The 15867-nt window shown below is 61.4% G+C and carries 21 protein-coding genes; 8 read left to right on the forward strand and 13 right to left on the reverse strand.

What is annotated here, in order from left to right; all coding sequences use genetic code 11:
- Nucleotides 1-138: 138 nt before the first annotated feature.
- The 3 genes from MOV61_RS21105 to MOV61_RS21115 form a co-directional block, all read right to left on the reverse strand.
- The gene (locus MOV61_RS21105) at nucleotides 139-1023 is read right to left on the reverse strand and encodes an ABC transporter permease (protein ID WP_247137966.1); all 885 of its coding nucleotides are present in this window, start codon (nucleotides 1021-1023) and stop codon (nucleotides 139-141) included.
- Between the two features lie 231 nt (nucleotides 1024-1254).
- Nucleotides 1255-2046: an ABC transporter ATP-binding protein gene (locus MOV61_RS21110; RefSeq protein WP_247137967.1), complete on the reverse strand. Its 792-nt coding sequence runs from the start codon at nucleotides 2044-2046 to the stop codon at nucleotides 1255-1257.
- Nucleotides 2043-2423 (reverse strand): hypothetical protein, encoded by a 381-nt coding sequence (locus MOV61_RS21115; RefSeq protein WP_247137968.1) that lies wholly within the window; start codon nucleotides 2421-2423, stop codon nucleotides 2043-2045. The genes MOV61_RS21110 and MOV61_RS21115 overlap by 4 nt, the downstream gene beginning before the upstream one ends.
- 168 nt (nucleotides 2424-2591) lie before the next feature.
- Between MOV61_RS21115 and MOV61_RS21120 the strand changes: the two genes are divergently transcribed.
- Nucleotides 2592-3005: a cupin domain-containing protein gene (locus MOV61_RS21120; RefSeq protein ID WP_247137969.1), complete on the forward strand. Its 414-nt coding sequence runs from the start codon at nucleotides 2592-2594 to the stop codon at nucleotides 3003-3005.
- Between the two features lie 258 nt (nucleotides 3006-3263).
- Here MOV61_RS21120 and hydA read toward each other — a convergent pair whose 3' ends face one another.
- Genes hydA through MOV61_RS21145 form a run of 5 tightly spaced genes read right to left on the reverse strand, consistent with a single transcriptional unit; the run spans nucleotide 3264 to nucleotide 6846 of the window.
- On the reverse strand, nucleotides 3264-4718 hold the full coding sequence (hydA, locus tag MOV61_RS21125; RefSeq protein ID WP_247137970.1) for a dihydropyrimidinase: 1455 nt from the start codon (nucleotides 4716-4718) through the stop codon (nucleotides 3264-3266).
- Nucleotides 4715-5071: a type II toxin-antitoxin system PemK/MazF family toxin gene (locus tag MOV61_RS21130; protein ID WP_247137971.1), complete on the reverse strand. Its 357-nt coding sequence runs from the start codon at nucleotides 5069-5071 to the stop codon at nucleotides 4715-4717. The genes hydA and MOV61_RS21130 overlap by 4 nt, the downstream gene beginning before the upstream one ends.
- A 20-nt stretch (nucleotides 5072-5091) precedes the next feature.
- A complete protein-coding gene (locus MOV61_RS21135; protein ID WP_247034852.1) occupies nucleotides 5092-5304 on the reverse strand; it encodes an antitoxin MazE-like protein in 213 nt (70 codons plus the stop codon).
- A gap of 36 nt (nucleotides 5305-5340) precedes the next feature.
- Nucleotides 5341-6594, reverse strand: a complete 1254-nt coding sequence (locus MOV61_RS21140) for a Zn-dependent hydrolase (RefSeq protein WP_247137972.1) — start codon at nucleotides 6592-6594, stop codon at nucleotides 5341-5343.
- A 3-nt stretch (nucleotides 6595-6597) separates the two neighbouring features.
- Nucleotides 6598-6846, reverse strand: a complete 249-nt coding sequence (locus MOV61_RS21145; protein ID WP_247137973.1) for a hypothetical protein — start codon at nucleotides 6844-6846, stop codon at nucleotides 6598-6600.
- On the opposite strand from MOV61_RS21145, the gene MOV61_RS21150 reads away from it, so the two are divergent.
- Nucleotides 6845-7489 (forward strand): TetR family transcriptional regulator C-terminal domain-containing protein, encoded by a 645-nt coding sequence (locus MOV61_RS21150; RefSeq protein ID WP_247137974.1) that lies wholly within the window; start codon nucleotides 6845-6847, stop codon nucleotides 7487-7489. The two genes, MOV61_RS21145 and MOV61_RS21150, sit on opposite strands and share 2 nt — an antisense overlap.
- Nucleotides 7490-7913: 424 nt before the next feature.
- Here MOV61_RS21150 and MOV61_RS21155 read toward each other — a convergent pair whose 3' ends face one another.
- The gene (locus tag MOV61_RS21155; protein ID WP_038544528.1) at nucleotides 7914-8951 is read right to left on the reverse strand and encodes a glutamine synthetase beta-grasp domain-containing protein; all 1038 of its coding nucleotides are present in this window, start codon (nucleotides 8949-8951) and stop codon (nucleotides 7914-7916) included.
- Between the two features lie 447 nt (nucleotides 8952-9398).
- Here MOV61_RS21155 and MOV61_RS21160 point away from each other — a divergent pair, with 447 nt between their 5' ends.
- Nucleotides 9399-9596, forward strand: coding sequence for a DUF2735 domain-containing protein (locus MOV61_RS21160; RefSeq protein ID WP_151043593.1), 198 nt, complete (start codon nucleotides 9399-9401; stop codon nucleotides 9594-9596).
- A 65-nt stretch (nucleotides 9597-9661) separates the two neighbouring features.
- Here the strand turns inward: MOV61_RS21160 and MOV61_RS21165 are convergent, their stop codons facing one another.
- Entirely contained in the window at nucleotides 9662-10702 is a 1041-nt protein-coding gene (locus tag MOV61_RS21165; RefSeq protein WP_247137975.1) for a YeiH family protein, read from the reverse strand.
- 113 nt (nucleotides 10703-10815) lie between these two features.
- On the opposite strand from MOV61_RS21165, the gene MOV61_RS21170 reads away from it, so the two are divergent.
- The 4 genes from MOV61_RS21170 (at nucleotide 10816) to MOV61_RS21185 (ending at nucleotide 13141) form a co-directional block, all read left to right on the forward strand.
- Nucleotides 10816-11715, forward strand: coding sequence for a LysR substrate-binding domain-containing protein (locus MOV61_RS21170; RefSeq protein WP_247137976.1), 900 nt, complete (start codon nucleotides 10816-10818; stop codon nucleotides 11713-11715).
- A 224-nt stretch (nucleotides 11716-11939) separates the two neighbouring features.
- Entirely contained in the window at nucleotides 11940-12167 is a 228-nt protein-coding gene (locus MOV61_RS21175; RefSeq protein ID WP_247137977.1) for a hypothetical protein, read from the forward strand.
- Between the two features lie 89 nt (nucleotides 12168-12256).
- Complete coding sequence (locus MOV61_RS21180; RefSeq protein WP_247137978.1) at nucleotides 12257-12484, forward strand: hypothetical protein; 228 nt, start codon at nucleotides 12257-12259, stop codon at nucleotides 12482-12484.
- A gap of 153 nt (nucleotides 12485-12637) precedes the next feature.
- Nucleotides 12638-13141 carry a hypothetical protein gene (locus MOV61_RS21185; protein ID WP_038544519.1) on the forward strand — a complete coding sequence of 168 codons (504 nt, stop codon included), beginning with the start codon at nucleotides 12638-12640 and terminating at the stop codon, nucleotides 13139-13141.
- Here the strand turns inward: MOV61_RS21185 and MOV61_RS21190 are convergent.
- Together MOV61_RS21190 and MOV61_RS21195 are read right to left on the reverse strand one after the other, a co-directional pair.
- Nucleotides 13138-13683, reverse strand: a complete 546-nt coding sequence (locus tag MOV61_RS21190) for a rhodanese-like domain-containing protein (protein WP_247137979.1) — start codon at nucleotides 13681-13683, stop codon at nucleotides 13138-13140. The two genes, MOV61_RS21185 and MOV61_RS21190, sit on opposite strands and share 4 nt — an antisense overlap.
- A gap of 1 nt (nucleotide 13684) precedes the next feature.
- The gene (locus MOV61_RS21195) at nucleotides 13685-13987 is read right to left on the reverse strand and encodes a helix-turn-helix transcriptional regulator (protein ID WP_247034867.1); all 303 of its coding nucleotides are present in this window, start codon (nucleotides 13985-13987) and stop codon (nucleotides 13685-13687) included.
- A gap of 71 nt (nucleotides 13988-14058) precedes the next feature.
- Between MOV61_RS21195 and MOV61_RS21200 the strand changes: the two genes are divergently transcribed.
- Nucleotides 14059-14406 carry a carboxymuconolactone decarboxylase family protein gene (locus MOV61_RS21200; RefSeq protein ID WP_247137980.1) on the forward strand — a complete coding sequence of 116 codons (348 nt, stop codon included), beginning with the start codon at nucleotides 14059-14061 and terminating at the stop codon, nucleotides 14404-14406.
- Between the two features lie 41 nt (nucleotides 14407-14447).
- On the opposite strand, the gene preA is transcribed toward MOV61_RS21200, so the two are convergent.
- Complete coding sequence (preA, locus tag MOV61_RS21205; protein WP_247137981.1) at nucleotides 14448-15761, reverse strand: NAD-dependent dihydropyrimidine dehydrogenase subunit PreA; 1314 nt, start codon at nucleotides 15759-15761, stop codon at nucleotides 14448-14450.
- Between the last annotated feature and the right edge of the window lie 106 nt (nucleotides 15762-15867).

Below are 15867 nucleotides of genomic sequence, written 5' to 3' on the forward strand. Positions count from 1 at the left end.
CGACGAGCAGGAGGATGACGGCGACGCTGCCGGTGCCGAACGGCGAGGGGGCGTCGGGCGCCATCAGCGGCAGCGAGGTGAGGGCGGCGAGACAGAGGAGCAGGGCAAAGGTGCCCTGCCAGGAACGAAGAACCGCGGTCATGCCGGCCTCCCGCCCATGGAGCGATCGACGATCTTGGCGATGATCCCGACGATGGCAACGAGAAACGCCGCCAGTACTGAGCCGGCAATCAGTGCCGCCCAGATGTCGATCGTCTGGCTGTAATAGGCCCCGGCCAGCAGTTTCGAGCCGATGCCGGCGACGGCACCGGTCGGAAGCTCGCCGACGATCGCGCCAACCAGGCTCGCGGCGATCGCCACCTTCATCGAGGTGAACAGGAAGGGAATGGACGCCGGTACTCTGAGTTTCCAGAAGGTCTGGGCGCCGCTGGCATAATAGGTGCGCATCAGGTCGAGCTGAATGATTTCGGGCGAGCGCAGACCCTTCACCATGCCGACCGCGACGGGGAAGAAGGAGAGATATGTCGAGATCAGCGCCTTGGGGAGAAGGCCGGTGATGTTGAGGGCCCCGAGCACGACGATCACCATCGGCGCGACAGCCAGGATCGGCACGGTCTGTGAGGCGATGATCCACGGCATCAGGCTACGGTCGAGTGCCTTCAGATGCACGATGCCGACCGCGATCAGGATGCCGGTCAGCGTGCCCATGGTGAAGCCGAGGACCGTTGAGGAGAGCGTCACCCAGGAATGGTAGACGAGGCTGCGGTTCGACGTGACGCTGCGCAGAAACGTGTTCTCGAAGACGTTGCTCACCACCTGATGCGGCGCCGGCAGAATAGGCTTCGGCTGCGCCATGGTCTTGCCGATGAACTCCATCGTCGTGGAGGTGACGTTGGCGCGCCGATCGAGATCCCGCTGAAACGGCGCGTTCATGAAATAAGCGGCGACGTACCAGAGGGCGACGATGGCGATGAGGATGGCGAGGACGGGGATGATGCGGGATTTGAGGGAGTCGGGTTTCATGCCGCGGACCTCTCACGTTTCGGCCCGGAGCCCCCCCCCTCTGTCCTGCTGGACATCTCCCCCTCAAGGGGGGAGATCAGCCAGACGTGTCGGCTTCGCAAAGCATTGAGCACCACCGATGCGGCAATCTCCGCGCCGAATTGAGGGCGAACCCAAGCTACTATTCGATCTCCCCCCTTGAGGGGGAGATGTCTGGCAGGACAGAGGGGGGTATTCCTGGAATGCAACGCCTCACTCCTCATAACTATGCCCCGCCCTCAGCCCCTCGCGCACCCGATGCGCAATCTCCAGGAATTCCGGCGTCTCGCGGATTTCGAGCGGGCGTTCCTTGGGCAAGGTCGATTCGATCACGTCGGTCACTCGGCCCGGACGCGGCGACATGACGACGATGCGGGTCGAGAGGTAGACCGCCTCCGGAATCGAGTGGGTGACGAAACAGATGGTCTTTTCGGTGCGCGCCCAGAGCTTCAGCAGCTGTTCGTTCAGGTGATCGCGGACGATCTCGTCGAGCGCGCCGAAAGGTTCGTCCATCAATAAAAGATCGGCATCGAAGGCGAGCGCGCGGGCGATCGAGGCGCGCTGCTGCATGCCGCCGGAAAGCTGCCAGGGGTATTTCTTGCCGAAGCCCGCAAGGTTGACGAGATCGAGGGTACGCTCGATGCGCGCTTTCCGATCGACTGATGAGTAACCCATGATTTCGAGCGGCAGGGCGATGTTCTTCTCGATCGTCCGCCAGGGATAAAGCGCCGGCGCCTGGAAGACGTAACCGTAGGAGCGCGACTTGCGCGCCTCTTCCGGCGTCATGCCGTTGACGGTGATCTCGCCGGCGGTCGCCTTTTCGAGGTCGGCGATGACGCGCAGGAACGTTGTCTTGCCGCAACCGGACGGGCCGATGAAGGAGACGAAATCGCCCTTGTTCACTTCTAGGTCGACGTTCGACAGCGCATGCACTGGCCCGTCACTGGTCTTGAAGGTGAGGCCGAGCTTGCTGGCCGAGACGACGGAGGATGGAGCATTGTTCATCGGCATTTCGGCATGGGTCCCAGTTTGGTGCCGCCCGGGAAGCTGACGGTGTAGCCTTTGGCGGATTTGGTGAGCGTCGCAACATCTTCCGGCCCGACTTCCCCTTCGACATCGCATTGTGCCTTGATGGTAAAACCGTTTGCCGTCTTCTTGGGAGCGCCCTTGAATTCGCAGGCGGAAACGGATGTCGTCACGCCTTCGTCGTTGAGCAGCAGGAAGTCGTCGGCGCCGGACGATTCTCCGGTCTCGGCGTAAGTGCAGCCTTCCTTGCTGCCATAGGCGCCGTCAAGGAAGGTCGCGGCGCTAGCGGGAACGGCAACCGAGATTGCGGCAAGCATCGCGAATGCGATGGTGAAGCGGATGTTATTCAATGACATGTCTCGAAAGGCCCCCATTCAAATCCGTCTGCGAAGCGTACAGTATAGACATCGCCGTTGCGCAGGATATCGATCATTGCGGTGTGCTGATCTTCTTTTCGTTGGCTCCCGCTCCCGAACCGTCATGATATGCTGGCGGCAGATCCCGTTCGACAGAGGAAATTGGCAATGGACAATGCATCAAAGCCCACCTGCCGTGTCGTCAAACCCGGTGCGGCCTACGACGGCAAGCAGGACCTGAGCTATTTCGAGGGGATCGCGGCGGAAACGGTCGGCTCCAAGGGCATTTGCATGCACCTCCTCACCATCCCGCCGGGCGCACGGGCGAAGGCCCATCTGCATGAAACCCACGAGACCGCCATCTACGTACTCTCCGGCTCGGCCGTCACCTGGTATGGCGACCGGTTGGAGGGATGTGCCGAACTTTCGGCCGGCGAGATGATGTATATCCCCGCCGGCGTGCCGCACCTGCCGGCGAACATTTCCGACGCGCCCTGTTCGGCGGTGATCGCCCGCACCGACCCGAACGAACAGGAAAGCGTCGTGCTGCTGCCGGAGCTTGACGGGCTGGTGAAGGGGTAGGTCTTGCGCGGACGAGTTCGTGGCGCCACCCCCCTCTGTCCTGCCGGACATCTCCCCCTCAAGGGGGGAGATCGGCAAGGCTCGCGGGCTTCGCGCTTTATCGAGCCTCGTTTCTGCAGCTTCCGTAATCTCGGTCAATCCGGCAATCTGCGGCTTCTGTTTTGGGCGGGGCCTAGCCACAGATCTATCTCCCCCCTTGAGGGGGAGATGCCCGGCAGGGCAGAGGGGGGTATGCCACGCAAAAGGCATCGTTGCTGTTCAAACCCCGCTGGCCGGAATGCCTGACCGTTCCACCTTGCGGGGCGAGGTCAGTTCCTTCCAGGTCGACAGCGCCTTGTTCACCGCAGGATAAGGCTCGCGCTTGACGAATTGGCCGTGGCCTTCCTGCGTCTTGATCGCCCCGTCCTCGATTGCGACCACGCCGCGGGTCAACGTGTAGCGCGGCAGACCGGTCACTTCCTTGCCCTCGAAGACGTTGTAGTCGATCGCCGACTGCTGGGTCTTGGCCGAGATCGTCTTCGACTTGTTCGGATCGAGAACGACGATATCCGCGTCGGCTCCGACCAGGATCGCGCCCTTCCTTGGATAGATATTGAGGATTTTCGCGATGTTGGTGGAGGTCACCGCCACGAACTCGTTCATGGTGATGCGGCCGGTAGCGACGCCATGCGTCCACAGCATCGGCAGCCGGTCTTCGAGGCCGCCGGTTCCGTTCGGGATCTTTCTGAAATCGCCGAGACCGGTGCGTTTCTGGTCGGTTGTAAACGCGCAGTGGTCGGTCGCCACCACCTGCAGCGAACCGGAGGCAAGGCCCGCCCAGAGGCTGTCCTGATGCTGCTTGCTGCGGAACGGCGGCGACATTACCCGGCGGGCCGAATGGTCCCAATCCTTGTTGAAATATTCGCTTTCGTCGAGCGTCAGGTGCTGGATCAGCGGCTCGCCATAAACGCGCATGCCGTTCTGGCGGGCGCGGCGGATCGCTTCATGGGCCTGTTCGCAGGATGTGTGCACGACATAGAGGGGCACGCCGGCCATATCGGCGATGATGATGGCGCGGTTGGTCGCCTCGCCCTCGACGGAGGCGGGCCTGGAATAGGCGTGTGCCTCGGGCCCGTTATTGCCCTCGTCCATCAGCTTGGTCTGCATAGCGGCGACGACGTCGCCGTTTTCGGCATGGACGAGCGGCAATGCGCCGAGCTCGGCACAGCGCGAGAACGAGGCGAACATCTCGTCGTCGTTCACCATCAGCGCGCCCTTGTAGGCCATGAAATGCTTGAAGGTGTTGATGCCGTGATGCGCGACGACCGCCTTCATCTCGTTGAAGACCTGCTCGCCCCACCAGGTGACCGACATGTGGAAGGAATAGTCGCAATTGGCGCGGGTCGCCTTGTTGTCCCAGCGCTTCAGCGCATCGAGCAGCGACTGGCCGGGCTCGGGCAGGCAGAAATCGACGACCATGGTGGTGCCGCCGGCAAGTGCTGCCCGCGTGCCGCTCTCGAAATCGTCGGCGGAATAGGTGCCCATGAACGGCATTTCCAGATGCACATGCGGATCGATCCCGCCCGGCATGACATAACAGCCGGCGGCGTCGAGCGTGGTATCGCCGAAAAGGTTCGGACCGATCTCGATGATCCGGCCGCCGTCGATCTTCACATCCGCCTTATAGGTCAGGTCGGCCGTGACGATGGTTCCACCTTTGATGACTGTGGTCATTGTTGTTCCCCTTTTCTTGTCGGTTCCCTTACGGGCGCGATGGTGTGCGTCAAGCCGGTGACGTGGACGAGCGCAACTTCGATCTGCCTCATGTCGCTGTCGGCCAATCGGCCGATCCGCTGGCCGATGACCTCTTTTCTGACCGGCGTGATCTTTTCGACCATGACCTGCGACGGATATTGAAGTCCGTTCTGAGCACTGGGCTCGATGATCGGCCGAAGAAGCGGTGCCTCAAGCAGATGGGTCGTCAAAGGGCAGGCAAGAGCCGTCGTATAGGTCACGAGAAACTCGTCAGCCTGAAGAATGACGGCGGGCCGAGGTTTGCCAAGTTCACCAGGAAAGACCGCGATCACGACGTCTCCTCGGCCCAACTTCACGGCTTGTCCCAATCCGTTGGGCCAACCGCTTCGATCCAGTCCTCAATGTCTTCTTTCGCATCCGCTTCTGCGATCCGGCGCATTTCTTCCTCCGCCTGCCGGCGGAAGGCTTCGTGGGTGAGGTCCGGCACCCAGATCTCGATCGGCCGGTATCCCTGGCGGATCAGTTCGGCCCGCTCTTCGGGCGATATTTCCCTCGGTCGTCCCATTGTCCGTTTCCTGTCTCAAGGTTGGCGGTTGCGATGCTACTCCACAATCTCCGCCGTCTCCAGCACGGCATGGAACAGGACATCCGCGCCGGCTGCCGCCCATTCCCTGGAGATCTCCTCCGCCTCGTTGTGCGAAAGTCCGCCGACGCAGGGGCACATGATCATCGTCGCGGGCGCCACCTTGGCGGCCCAGCACGCGTCGTGGCCGGCGCCGGAGATGATGTTCATATGGCTGTAGCCGAGCTTTTCGGCCGCTTCGCGGACCCGGCCGACCAGCACCGGATCGAAGGTCACCGGATCGAAATGGCCGACCGCCTCGACCGAACAGCCCACGCCGAGCGGCTCGCAGATTTCAGTGGCCTGTTTCTCGATCGTCGCCCGCATTCGGTCCAGCTTTTCCTGGGAGGGCGTGCGGATGTCGACGGTGAACACCACCTTGCCCGGCAGCACGTTGCGGGAGTTGGGCGAGAAGAACACCTGGCCGACGCCGCCCACGGCGCCCGGCTGTTCGGACATCGCCACCGCCTGCACCATTTCGAGGATGCGGCCGAAGGCGAGGCCTGCATTGACGCGCAGGTTCATCGGCGTCGAACCGGTATGCGCCTCACGGCCGGTCAGCGTGAATTCCAGCCACCACAGGCCCTGACAGTGGGTGACGACGCCGATCTGCTTGTTCTCCGCCTCGAGGATCGGCCCCTGTTCGATATGGTATTCGAAATAGGCATGCATCTTTCTGGCGCCGACCTCTTCGTCGCCGAGCCAGCCGATGCGCTTCAACTCGTCGCCATAGGTCTTGCCGTCCGGGTCCTTGCGGCCATAGGCGTAGTCGATCGAGTGAACGCCGGCGAAGACGCCCGATGCCAGCATGGCCGGGGCGAAACGCGCGCCTTCCTCGTTCGCCCAGTTGGTGACGACGATCGGATGTTTCGTCCTGATGCCGAGGTCATTCATGGTGCGGACCACTTCCAGCGCGCCGAGCACGCCGAGAACGCCGTCATATTTGCCGCCAGTCGGCTGGGTATCGAGATGGCTGCCGACATAGACCGGCAGGGCATCCGGATCGGTGCCGGCACGGGTGGCGAACATCGTGCCCATCCTGTCGACGCCGACCGTCATTCCTTCGGCCTCGCACCATGTCTTGAAGAGGTGGCGGCCTTCGCCGTCCGCATCGGTCAGCGTCTGGCGATTGTTGCCGCCGGCTATGCCGGGACCGATCTTCGCCATGTCCATGAGCATGTCCCACAGACGATCGCCGTTGATGCGCAAGTTCTCGCCGGGTGCTGCCACCATTTTTCAGTCCTCGCCTGTTTTCACGGCCACCCGTGCGGGCGGCATGCTTTTCGTTCCCATGGTCCTCCGCGCGCCCGCTTTGAAACGAGGCATGCGAAGATCGGCATTGCGTTTATTCTGCTTGTCGCCGATAATTTGACCGCTTGGTAAAACATTACAATTTCCTCGGCTCCACTCAAGACGAAAATCACGAAAAATCCAGAGGAATTTCCAAAGCGCCGGGTGGACGCGGAAGAGGGCAAGGACAGGCATGGCCATCCCAAGGGCGGCGAAGACGCAGAGACGCACCCGCATTCAGGAGGAGAAGGAGGAGCGCATCCTCGAAGCCGCGCTCGACGTATTTTCCCAGAACGGTTTCCGCGGCGCCACGATCGACCAGATCGCCGATGCGGCCGGCATGTCGAAACCCAATCTGCTCTATTATTTCCGTACCAAGGAGGCGATCCACCGTCACCTGATCGACCGGGTCCTGTTCACCTGGCTGGAGCCGTTGCGGGCGTTCGATGCCGAGGGCAACCCTGAATCCGAGATCCGCTCCTATATCCGCCGCAAGCTCGAAATGGCCCGCGATTTCCCCCGCGAAAGCCGGCTTTTCGCCAACGAAGTGCTGCAGGGCGCGCCGCATATCGAGGATGAGCTGAAAGGTCCCTTGAAAGAACTGGTTGACGAAAAGGCGGAGGTGATCCGCGCCTGGGCGCGGTCCGGCAAGATCGCCAAATGCGATCCCTACCACCTGATCTTCTCGATCTGGTCGACGACCCAGCATTATGCCGACTTCGACGTGCAGGTGCGCGCCGTGCTCGGCCAGGACTATGCGGGCGAGGGGCGTTTCGAGGATGCGGCGCGGTTTCTGGAACAGCTCTTCATTGACGGGCTGCGGGCGCGGCCAGGTTAGATCAAGCCGCTTTCCCTTCGATGTGGTTCGGCGGGACTCGACTCTTGGTTGTCGTCGTGGCTGAATAGCCTTGTAAATTGGTCTGTTGATAAGTGAAGGCGATGGAAGACACCCGATCCTCGTTTCGAAAGATCGTATCGATCACCGTTGGATTACTTATGCTAGCTGGCGGACTTGCTGGCATTCTCTACTTATTGTTATTTGCGGCCGTCATTAAGGGGTGGCTTTGGATAGGCGCAGGTTTCATTGCTGCAATCGGTGGGCTCATTCTCTGGGAAGATATTCGCCCGCTGATTAGTCGGTCAGTTAGATCAAAACGTTAACTACAAGGGTGAGGAAAAGGCCCTCGCCGTCGTTCATCCCAAACGAAAAACGCCGGCGCTGAGGCCGGCGTCTTCTCATTTGCCGATTGCCGGGCCTGGTATCAGGCGGCGGCGGAAGCCCGGTTGGTCGGGACTTCGGCGATCGTCTTCAGAACCTGGGAAGCGATCTGGTAGGGGTCGCCCTGGGAGTTCGGACGGCGGTCTTCCAGATAGCCCTTGTAGTCGTTCTTGACGAACGAGTGCGGCACGCGGATCGAAGCACCGCGGTCGGCAACGCCGTAGGAGAACTTATTCCACGGAGCCGTTTCGTGCTTGCCGGTCAGGCGCTTGTCGTTGTCCGGGCCGTAGACGGCGATGTGGTCCATCAGGTTCTTGTCGAAAGCAGCCATCAGCGCTTCGAAATAGTCCTTGCCGCCGACTTCGCGCATGTACTTGGTCGAGAAGTTGCAATGCATGCCCGAGCCGTTCCAGTCGGTGTCGCCGAGCGGCTTGCAGTGGTATTCGATGTCGATGCCGTACTTTTCAGTCAGGCGCTGCAGCAGGTAGCGTGCCATCCAGATCTGGTCGGCGGCCTTCTTGGAGCCCTTGCCGAAAACCTGGAATTCCCACTGGCCCTTGGCCACTTCGGCATTGATGCCTTCGTGGTTGATGCCGGCTTCCAGGCAGAGGTCGAGATGTTCTTCGACGATTTCGCGGGCGACGTCACCAACGTTCGAGTAACCGACGCCGGTGTAATACGGACCCTGCGGAGCCGGGTAACCCTGTTCCGGGAAACCGAGCGGGCGGCCGTTCTGGTAGAAGAAGTATTCCTGCTCGAAGCCGAACCAGGCATCCTCGTCGTCGAGAATGGTTGCGCGGGCGTTGGTCGCATGCGGCGTGACGCCATCCGGCATCATGACTTCGCACATGACCAGCGCGCCATTGGTGCGGGCCGGATCGGGATAAAGCGCAACCGGCTTCAGCACGCAATCGGACGAGCGGCCTTCGGCCTGCATGGTCGACGAACCGTCGAAGCCCCACAGCGGCAGCTGTTCGAGCGTCGGGAAGGTGTCGAATTCCTTGATCTGCGTCTTGCCACGCAGGTTCGGTACCGGGGTGTACCCGTCGAGCCAGATGTACTCGAGTTTATACTTGGTCATATTTTGTCTCTCAGGCCGTGACGTTCATGGTTGAGCCATCCTGAGGAAGCGGCATCGCGACGGCACCGCGCCTCCGGGGTAACCAGAAGAACGCATTTCCCGTGCCAGTTTGCATCGGAGCGACGGTTTTGGATTAAAAAAGTGTGAACGAAGGGTCGCGAGCGGAGCGCTGATAGGGACTAAAGGTCCTGTAAATCAGCACGGTCTCATGAAATCTCCGAGTTTTAAAGGTTCTATCAAGATTGCCCGGAACCGGGTCCGGTTGGCACACGTTTCCCCGCTGGAGGTTCCTGCGAGCAAAATAGATCGCCGGAACCGCGCTGCCGCTAAATTAGCGCCTAGCGCGAGTCGGAAAAATGATATAAAATAATGCAATAAGCACAAAAAATGTGCAGATTTGTGCTCTGTGCGGGTTTGGATGCACTTTTGAAGTTAGGAGACGATAGGATGGCAATTCACATCCATCGTGAGTCAGCAACGATCTATCAGTTTCCGGTCCGCCCAAGACGGCGGCTGGAGGATGGCCGGACCGTGCCGACCGGGATCCATGAGGTTGCGTTGAGTGTTGTCGATACCAATTGCTGGTATCACGACGAAGCGGTGCGGGATTCCGAGCCCAAGAACGACCAGCCGAAGCCCTGCTGACCCCTAGATGACGAAAAGGCCGCGCCATTGGATGACGCGGCCCCCATCCCTTCGATCTGATTTTCTTAGAACGCGAACAGCTTCAGCATTGCGTAGCCGAAAACCGCGATGAACAGCCAGCCGAATGCGCCGAGCGCGAGCGGCCGCCAGCCTTCCGCCTTCAGCTTGCGGATATCGGTCTGCAGTCCCATGGCCGCAAGCGCCATTGACAGCAGGAAACTCGTCGAGGTCACGAGCGTCTGGCTCACGCCTGCCGGAATGGCGACTGCGCTGTTGAAGAGCATCATCCCGATAAAACCGAGCACGAACCACGGCATCGGCGCCGAAGCCTTCGAGGGGCCTTCCGCGCCGGAGCGCATGGCGAGCGCCAGCGTCATGATCAGCGGCGCCAGCATGACGACGCGGGCGAGCTTGGAAATGGTGCCGAACTGCCCGGCGACATCGCCGCCCTGGAAGGCGGCGGCCACCACCTGCGCGACTTCGTGGATGGTCGAGCCGGTCCACAGGCCATAACCGCGGGCGTCGAGCCCGAGCGGGGCGGCGAGCAGTGGATAGACAAGCATCGACAGCGACCCGAACAGCGTGACGCAGGCGATCGCATAGGCGACATGTTCCTGCTTGCCACGCACTACCGTATTGGCGGCGATGACGGCCGAGGCGCCGCAGACCGAAGTCCCGGCGGCGATCAGGTCGGTCAGCGACCGGTCGACACCCATGGCCCGCCCGACCAGCCGGATCGCAACGAAGGTGATCACCAGCGTCAGGGCCACCATGGCAAGGCCGGCGCCGCCGAGCGAGAGGATCTGGCCTGCGGTCACCTGCAGGCCGAGCAGGACGATGCCGAAGCGCAGGATCCGCTTTAGCGAAAAGCCGATGCCGGGCTCGACGGCCACCGGGACAGGGGCCAGATTGCGGATCAGCATGCCGAAAACGATCGACAGGATGAGCGGGCTCAGCGCCATCCATCCGGTCAGATTGCGGACGGTGAGGGCGGCCGTGGCGATCGCGGCGGTTAGAAGAAGTCCGGGAAGAAGCTGGAGAAATGCCGGCCAGTGGGGCGAGGCGGGAAGGGCGCGCTGTTCCGCAGTCGGCTGAATCGGCTTCATGATTTTTCCACGAGAGTCTCTATTCGTCGAAAATCATTCTCTCTTTTGTAGAAACACAAATCCAATTGATAAGTTTTCTGATATCGTTCGATAAAAGCGAATGGTTTTGGACGATGACCCTCGATCAGCTTCGAATTTTTCTGGAAGTCGCTACGCGCGAACATGTGACCCGTGCGGCGGAGGTGCTGAACCTCACGCAGTCGGCGGTGAGTGCGGCGATCTCGGCGCTGGAGGCGCGGCATGCCGTGATCCTGTTCAACCGGGTCGGGCGGCGGATCGAACTCACCGAAGCGGGAAAACTGTTCGTGCCGGAGGCGCGCGCCGTTTTGGAGCGGGCGCAGACTGCCGAGCACGTGCTTGCCGATCTCGGCGGGTCGGCCTCGGGCATTCTGCGGATCCATGCCAGCCAGACGGTGGCGAGCTACTGGCTGCCGGCTCGCCTCGTCAGTTATCACGAGCGGTTCCCGCGCGTTGACGTGAGGCTTACCGTCGGCAACACCCAGAGTGCGGCCGAAGCCGTGCTGACCGGGGCGGCGGAACTTGCCGTCGTTGAAGGCGAGGTGTTTCTGGCGGGGCTCAAACGCCGCAAGGTGGCGGAGGACCGGCTGGTCCTGGTGGTCGGCAGCCGCCACCCCTGGGCGGACGGTCGCAAGATCCGCTCGAGCGATCTTCTCGAAACCAACTGGATCATGCGCGAACAGGGATCCGGCACGCGCTCGGCCTTCGAGGCGCAGCTCTTCAATCTCGGCATCGAGCCGCAGTCATTGTCCGTTGTTCTTGAAATGCCGTCGAACGAGGCGGCGATGGCGGCGGTGGAGGCGGGGTTGAGCGCCACGGTGCTTTCAAGCCGGGCAGCATCGTCCCACTCCTTTTCGGGCCGGCTCCACGTCGCCGATTTCCCGATGCCGCTCCGTCAGTTCTCGGCGATCTTCCATGGCGAGCGGCACGTCACCCGGGCGCTGCGCGCCATGCTCGACCTATTGAACGAGCCGGCTGAAGGCAGCTCCCGCTGATCCCCGGCCAGATCCCCCACGTAAGTGCGCGCTTTGTGTGAACGATAAAATTTAAATCGTTCAGTATTTGCGAACAATACGTCTGCAACTTGCTGTCTATTCCCGGCGGCCGACTTGCACCATCTTGAACATCAGAAGCGCGGCAACGAGCTTCGAAAGACAAGATCAAACACACAGAGAGGGGCTTCGAGAAACTCGGCTCCACCACATCAAGGAAGAAGACAATGAACAGAATTTCCTCCGCCATCGCCGCAGCCCTGATCGCTTCGGCTTCGTTCGCTTCTGCCGCTCTTGCCGAAGGCGACTATTACCAGGGCGTCCAGAAGAACGCTCCCGCCGCCTCCGCTACCGTTGACCGCATCAGCACCGGCAGCATCGGCCAGAAGGCCGAAGCCCAGAAGGCAGACGTCAACAGCGGCGACTATTTCGACGGCGCCAACCGCCCGAACTAACTGCAGCTCACTCAAGATACCGAAACAAACAATCCGCAGGCCAGGTCGCAAACTCGTGAGCCGCGGAACACTCTGAAAGGACTACCACAATGACCAAGATCACTTCCGCAATCGCTGCAGCCCTCATCGCTTCGGCTTCCTTCGCTTCCGTCGCCCTCGCTGAAGGCGACTATTACGAAGGCGCCTCCAAGGCTTCCGCCGCGACCGACCAGGTCCAGACCGGCAGCATCGGCCAGAAGGCCGAAGCCCAGAAGGCCAACGTTCAGGCCGACGTCAACAGCGGCGACTATTTCGACGGCGTAAACCGCCCGAACTGATCGCCCCTGAACTCATTGCAGGCATCCAGTACGAAGAAGGCCCGGCCAACCCGCCGGGCCTCTTTGTTTCCGTACTCATTCTTTAGATAGTTCGCATATTGCAGGCGTTGTGTTATGATCGTGAACTGAAAGAAGTCTTGGGAGGTAAAACCCATGGAGAGACTGCTTTTTAGGAACCTGCGACCACTGTATGGCTGGCTCTTCATTGTCGCCTGGTTCGCTATTCTTGTGCTGATGACCTGGGTTTTCCTCCGTGACAGCGGCATCTCCCAGGAACCGTTCAGGGCTCTCACTATCGCTTTTTTCTGGGGCCTCGGCTGCTGGCTGGCATTCGGAGCACTCACACGGCCGATCGTCTCGGTCCGGCAGAAGAGTGACGGCAGCTGGATCGTCATTCGCCGCTGGCCCTGGACCCATGACGAGGAGCGCATCGATCCCGATCGCCTGCCGGCTCCGACCATCGACGCGGAAAGCGACGGCGAAGGAGGCATGCACTACCGCTGCCTTCTGAAGACGCCGGAACACGGCCCGGTGGAATTCAGCGAGCACCTCAAACTGGACAAAGCCGCCCTCGCACGCGATCGCATGGCCTTGCTGATCAGGAGCGCCAGAACCAGAACGCCGAGAAACACTCCGCCTCTTCCCGGTTCGCGTTAGGCCGTCCGGTTCCAAGGCATGCGCTGAAGCAGGAGGGCGAGGCCGCACCAGCCGCTGAAGCCCGCAAAGGCGAGCATGAAGCCGAAAAATCCGGCCAGCGCAAAGGCAGGTGTCAGGCCAAGAAAGCCAAGAGCCACGGAAAGCAGCACGAGGCTCCCGACGATCATCTGCACCTGGCGAAAGATCGATGGCCCACCTTTACCTGTGGCAGGCCCGACGACGGGCAAACCTGCCTGTTTCCATGCGGTGATGCCGCCTTCGAGATTGTAGATCCGGTGAGCCGGCAAGATATCTTCGAGTTTACGGCAGGCCTGTTCGCCGCGTCCGCCCTTCAGGCAATGCACAACGATCCTTCGGTTTTCCGGGACCTTCAGGTTCTGCCGCAGGTCGCCCACGGTACCAAGAGGCAGCGAGGCGGCAGCGGCGATATGCTCGGCCCGGAACTCGTCCGGCTCGCGTACGTCGATCAGGATCGCATCGCCCGCGGCAAGCCACTCGGCGGCCTGCGTTGCGGATACGGTCCTCGTGGTTTCGGTGCTCATCTTATTTTCCCTTGCAGAAATGCCGGTAGAGGACGCCCATCAGTTCGCTGACGGCCGGATGGACTATGAAATAGAAAAGCGTGCGGTGTTCCCGCCGGAAGTCGACGATGCCTTCTTCCTTCAGCTTGGCCAGATGCTGCGACATCGAGGTTGGCGCGATGCCGGTCGCCTCGATCAGCTGAGCGACATTGCGCTCGCCCTCCGCCAGCGCACAGAGCACCAGCAGCCGGTGGGAATTGGCCAGGCCCTTGAGGAAGTTCGCCACCTCCTCGGCCTTCACGGGCATTTCGTCAGTCAGGTCCATGGGTGGCCTTTACAGTTCATGTTTTTCTTATATCATAAAAATATGAATTGTAAAGATTGCAGGAGACCTGAATGACGAAAGACTATCGCCAGATCACCAGGGACATATCCGCTTACACCGCCGAGATGCGGAAGCTGACGCCCGACGCGATGCAAGGGTTTTACGCTTTGTCGAAGGGGGCCGGCGCTGATGGCGCGCTGGACAGGAAGACGAAGGAACTGATTGCGCTCGCGATCGGTATCACCCAGCGGTGCGATGGCTGTATCGGCTTCCATACCAAGGCGTTACACGGACTCGGTGCTACGCGGCAGGAGATTGCCGAGGTGGCGGCGATGGGCGCCCATATGGGCGGCGGGCCCGCGCTGATGTATGCAGCCGACACGTTGCGCGCCTGGGATCAGTTTTCAGAAGTGGCGTAAAAGGGAAGGCGGCCGGGCCGCCCTCCTGTCTCCCTGCCATTTTACTCCGCGGCCTGCCTTGCCATCGGGTTGTTGGGATGCTGCGTCCAGTTGGCGTAAGTCGGATCGACCACCTTGCCGGTGCGCTTGTCGAGATCGCCGGCGGGCAGGGCTTCCATGGTGATGCAGTTCTCGACGGGACAGACGTTGACGCAGAGATTACAGCCGACGCATTCCTCTTCCATCACCTCGAAATGGCGCACGCCGTCGACCATGCTGGTGATCGCCTGGTGGGAGGTGTCCTCGCAGGCGATGTGGCAGCGGCCGCACTTGATGCAGGCGTCCTGGTCGATATGCGCCTTGGCGATGTAGTTGAGGTTGAGATACTGCCAGTCGGTGACGTTGGGCACGGCACGACAGATGATGTCGTCGAGCGAGCGATGGCCCTTCTCGTCCATCCAGTCGGAGAGGCCGGTGATCATTTCCTCAACGATCTTGAAGCCGTAGGTCATCGCCGCGGTGCAGACCTGCACGTTGCCGGCGCCGAGCGCCAGGAACTCGGCCGCGTCGCGCCAGGTGGTGACACCGCCGATGCCGGAGATCGGCAGGCCATAGGTCTCCGGATCGCGGGCGATTTCGGCGACCATGTTGAGCGCGATCGGCTTCACCGCCGGGCCGCAATAGCCGCCATGGCTGCCCTTGCCGCCGACCGATGGGTTGGGCGAGAAGGTGTCGAGATCGACGGAGATGATCGACGAGATCGTGTTGATCAGCGACACCGCGTCCGTGCCGCCGCGCTTGGCGGCGCGGGCAGGGTGGCGGATATCGCTGATGTTAGGCGTCAACTTGGTGATGACGGGCATGCGGGTATACTGCTTGCACCAGCGCACTACCATTTCGATATATTCCGGCACCTGGCCGACCGCGGAACCCATGCCGCGTTCGGACATGCCGTGCGGACAGCCGAAATTGAGTTCGATGCCGTCGACCTCGGTCTCTTCGACCAGCGGCAGGATCGCCTTCCAGGCCTGTTCCTCGCAAGGGACCATGATCGAGGCGACGATCGCCCGGTCCGGCCACTTCTTCTTCACTTCCTTCATCTCGCGAAGGTTGGTGTAGAGGTCGCGGTCGGTGATCAGTTCGATATTGTTCAAGCCGAGCAGGCGGCGGTCGGCGCCCCAGATCGCGCCGTAGCGCGGCCCGTTGACGTTGACGACCGGCGGGCCTTCCTCGCCGAGCGTCTTCCAGACCACGCCGCCCCAGCCAGCCTTGAAGGCGCGCTCGACATTGTAGGCTTTGTCGGTCGGCGGCGCGGACGCCAGCCAGAACGGGTTGGGAGATTTGATGCCGACGAAATTGTTGCGGATATCAGCCATTGTCCTGGTCTCCCCTCAAGCCACTGCGGTTGCCGGCTGCGCTGCGGCAGCCAGGGCTTTTGCGATGCTTTCCGCGGCGTCACGCCCCTGCGCGACCGCCGAGACG

The organism is Neorhizobium sp. BETTINA12A (assembly GCF_023006485.1).
In the GTDB taxonomy this organism is placed as follows: domain Bacteria; phylum Pseudomonadota; class Alphaproteobacteria; order Rhizobiales; family Rhizobiaceae; genus Neorhizobium.

Coding starts and splice junctions, on each gene's coding strand:
- MOV61_RS21105 (WP_247137966.1), bottom strand. CDS start 1,023: ATGAAACCCGACTCCCTCAAATCCCGCATCATCCCCGTCCTCGCCATC.
- MOV61_RS21110 (WP_247137967.1), bottom strand. CDS start 2,046: ATGAACAATGCTCCATCCTCCGTCGTCTCGGCCAGCAAGCTCGGCCTC.
- MOV61_RS21115 (WP_247137968.1), bottom strand. CDS start 2,423: ATGTCATTGAATAACATCCGCTTCACCATCGCATTCGCGATGCTTGCC.
- MOV61_RS21120 (WP_247137969.1), top strand. CDS start 2,592: ATGGACAATGCATCAAAGCCCACCTGCCGTGTCGTCAAACCCGGTGCG.
- hydA (WP_247137970.1), bottom strand. CDS start 4,718: ATGACCACAGTCATCAAAGGTGGAACCATCGTCACGGCCGACCTGACC.
- MOV61_RS21135 (WP_247034852.1), bottom strand. CDS start 5,304: ATGGGACGACCGAGGGAAATATCGCCCGAAGAGCGGGCCGAACTGATC.
- MOV61_RS21140 (WP_247137972.1), bottom strand. CDS start 6,594: ATGGTGGCAGCACCCGGCGAGAACTTGCGCATCAACGGCGATCGTCTG.
- MOV61_RS21150 (WP_247137974.1), top strand. CDS start 6,845: ATGGCCATCCCAAGGGCGGCGAAGACGCAGAGACGCACCCGCATTCAG.
- MOV61_RS21145 (WP_247137973.1), bottom strand. CDS start 6,846: ATGCCTGTCCTTGCCCTCTTCCGCGTCCACCCGGCGCTTTGGAAATTC.
- MOV61_RS21155 (WP_038544528.1), bottom strand. CDS start 8,951: ATGACCAAGTATAAACTCGAGTACATCTGGCTCGACGGGTACACCCCG.
- MOV61_RS21160 (WP_151043593.1), top strand. CDS start 9,399: ATGGCAATTCACATCCATCGTGAGTCAGCAACGATCTATCAGTTTCCG.
- MOV61_RS21165 (WP_247137975.1), bottom strand. CDS start 10,702: ATGAAGCCGATTCAGCCGACTGCGGAACAGCGCGCCCTTCCCGCCTCG.
- MOV61_RS21170 (WP_247137976.1), top strand. CDS start 10,816: ATGACCCTCGATCAGCTTCGAATTTTTCTGGAAGTCGCTACGCGCGAA.
- MOV61_RS21175 (WP_247137977.1), top strand. CDS start 11,940: ATGAACAGAATTTCCTCCGCCATCGCCGCAGCCCTGATCGCTTCGGCT.
- MOV61_RS21180 (WP_247137978.1), top strand. CDS start 12,257: ATGACCAAGATCACTTCCGCAATCGCTGCAGCCCTCATCGCTTCGGCT.
- MOV61_RS21185 (WP_038544519.1), top strand. CDS start 12,638: ATGGAGAGACTGCTTTTTAGGAACCTGCGACCACTGTATGGCTGGCTC.
- MOV61_RS21190 (WP_247137979.1), bottom strand. CDS start 13,683: ATGAGCACCGAAACCACGAGGACCGTATCCGCAACGCAGGCCGCCGAG.
- MOV61_RS21195 (WP_247034867.1), bottom strand. CDS start 13,987: ATGGACCTGACTGACGAAATGCCCGTGAAGGCCGAGGAGGTGGCGAAC.
- MOV61_RS21200 (WP_247137980.1), top strand. CDS start 14,059: ATGACGAAAGACTATCGCCAGATCACCAGGGACATATCCGCTTACACC.
- preA (WP_247137981.1), bottom strand. CDS start 15,761: ATGGCTGATATCCGCAACAATTTCGTCGGCATCAAATCTCCCAACCCG.